General features: G+C 69.0%; 2 protein-coding genes. One reads left to right on the top strand and one right to left on the bottom strand.

What is annotated here, in order from left to right:
* Positions 1-442: ABC transporter ATP-binding protein (locus ACFWGZ_RS41030; protein WP_382456979.1), on the bottom strand; the 442-nt coding region annotated here is incomplete at its 3' end.
* 170 nt (positions 443-612) lie between these two features.
* Between ACFWGZ_RS41030 and ACFWGZ_RS41025 the strand changes: the two genes are divergently transcribed.
* The coding region (locus tag ACFWGZ_RS41025; protein ID WP_382456978.1) for a sensor domain-containing protein at positions 613-1,279 on the top strand (667 nt) is incomplete at its 3' end.

The raw sequence follows: 1,279 nt of genomic DNA, 5'->3' as shown, positions 1-1,279 counted from the left end.
GACGTGCCGGGAGCCGGTCCAGGTGGCCGGCCATTCCCACCCGGTGGACGACTTCGTCCAGCCAGTGCCTGTCCGCCTGGCGGCCGCCGAGGGTCAGCGGGAGGGTGATGTTGCGCTCGACGTCCATCGAGGGCATGAGGTTGTAGCCCTGGAAGACGAACCCGATCCGTTCGCGGCGCAGCCGGGTCAGCTCCGTCTCGCGGAGCCCGCCCATGTCCAGATCACCGAGCCGTACCGTTCCGGCGCTGGGCCGGTCGAGGCCGGAGGCGCAGTGCAGGAAGGTGCTCTTGCCCGATCCGGACGGGCCCATGATCGCGGTGAGACTGCCCTTGCGGAACCCCCAGCTGACCCGGTCCAGCGCGGTCACCTCGCCGTAGGACTGGGAGACCTCCTCCAGGGACACGGCGAACTGCGTGGCCCGGGACGTCGTCGTCGGTTGCATGATGGGTCCTTCGGTTCCCTCGATCGGTCAGAACGAGTACCGAACGTAATCGCGCAGGCCGGGCGGACGGCAGCGGTCTCTCTCCCGAACCGGGGGTGTAGCGGGCTCCACCTGCCAGGTGTAGCGCGCACTTATGACAAGGGAACACCCGTGAAGTACCGTCTTGCCCCATGGACCTGAAGGCAAGAGCACTCCACGGCCTACGATCCACGCGGTATCTGCTGAGCGGACTCGCTACCGCTCTGCCTTCGCTGGCCGGTTACGTTCTGTTGCCCCTCGTCTGCTTCTCGCTGGTCTTCGCGCCGGTCCTGCCGTGGGCGGTGCAGCCGTTGCACGCCCTGACCGATGCCGAACGCCGACGCGCCGAACGCATTCTGGGCCGCCCCGTGCGCCGGCCCTGCCCGACGCTCGAAGGCAACGCCTACCAGCGGACGCTCCAACTGCTGCGGTTCCCGGGTACCCGCAAGGACGTGGCCTGGATGCTGGTTCACGGCATCGTGGGGCTCGTCCTTCCCGTCCTCGTCCTGGGCGTGCTGCTCAGTCTGCTGCTGACGCTCTCCATCCCGCTGTGGTGGTGGACCGTTCCCGGCGGAACCCTCACCCTCCTCGCGGCCCCCCTCACCACCTGGATGCAGGCGATCGTCCTGTCCGCGGTGTGTGTCTGGCTCTTCGCCGCCCTCTTCCTGTGGCTGGCCCCCGCCGCGGTGAAGCTGGAGACGTGGATCGCGGAGATCATGCTCGGTACCTGGACCGGCGCCGGCCGGCGGATCGAGGAACTGACCGCCTCGCGCGCGGGAGCCCTCCAGGCCCACGAGGCGGAACTCCGGCGGATCGAGC

Source organism: Lentzea sp. NPDC060358 (genome assembly GCF_042725365.1).
Classification (GTDB): domain Bacteria; phylum Actinomycetota; class Actinomycetes; order Mycobacteriales; family Pseudonocardiaceae; genus Lentzea.
Note: the sequence above shows the minus strand (reverse complement) of the source record. Positions and strands in the feature narration are given on the sequence as shown.